The organism is Vibrio sp. Y176, from assembly GCF_033438945.1.
Genome location: NZ_JAWOQS010000624.1, coordinates 1 through 660 on the forward strand (window position 1 = coordinate 1; position 660 = coordinate 660).

Here is a 660-nt window from a genome sequence, read left to right on the forward strand (position 1 = left end):
CGATAAATCATCAAACAGATCGGAGAAGTCTAGAGAGTCTTCACTGCTAGAAAAATCTGTGACAGTGTCGCGTTCGTTGGCCACATCGATCCATTTGAAGATGTCCTCACCATCACCGCCAGTCAGAATGTCGCTGCCTAAACCACCAATCAAAATGTCATTATCTGCGCCACCGAACAGCTTGTCGTTTCCACCTTGCCCAAACAAGATGTCATTTCCTGCACCACCATAAATGGTGTCCGCTTGGTCATAATAACGAGATTGCTCAAACTCAGCTTGGTTTTCAGTAATGTAGTGATGAACTTCCTCCTTCGTTACCAGAGCAACATCTTTCCCCAGTTGAGAAGCTACATAGTTTTGTAGCGCAGAAACACCTTGCTCTCCATTGATATCAAAACGAATCGCATCACCAAAAATGATGTCGTTTCCATCAAGGCTACTAATCTCATCCTTGCCTTGCATTAATGACACTTCTTTGCCAAGAATCACTTCTGCAAGTTGATTAACATCGATGTTAGTTCTTACAACACCATCAGAGTCAAAGTGTTTCAACGAATCTTCATCTAAGTCATGACCATGACCGATCGATCGAACCTCACTAAGTTCTTCCAATGCCTGATATGCGTTATTTGCTTGATGAAGTACATAGGTTTCATAATC

At 42.4% G+C, this 660-nt stretch carries 1 protein-coding gene; it reads right to left on the reverse strand.

Annotated features, from left to right (window positions below; genetic code table 11):
- Positions 1-660 (reverse strand): calcium-binding protein (locus tag R7O13_RS27700; protein WP_412125741.1); only part of this gene is annotated, 660 nt, incomplete at both ends.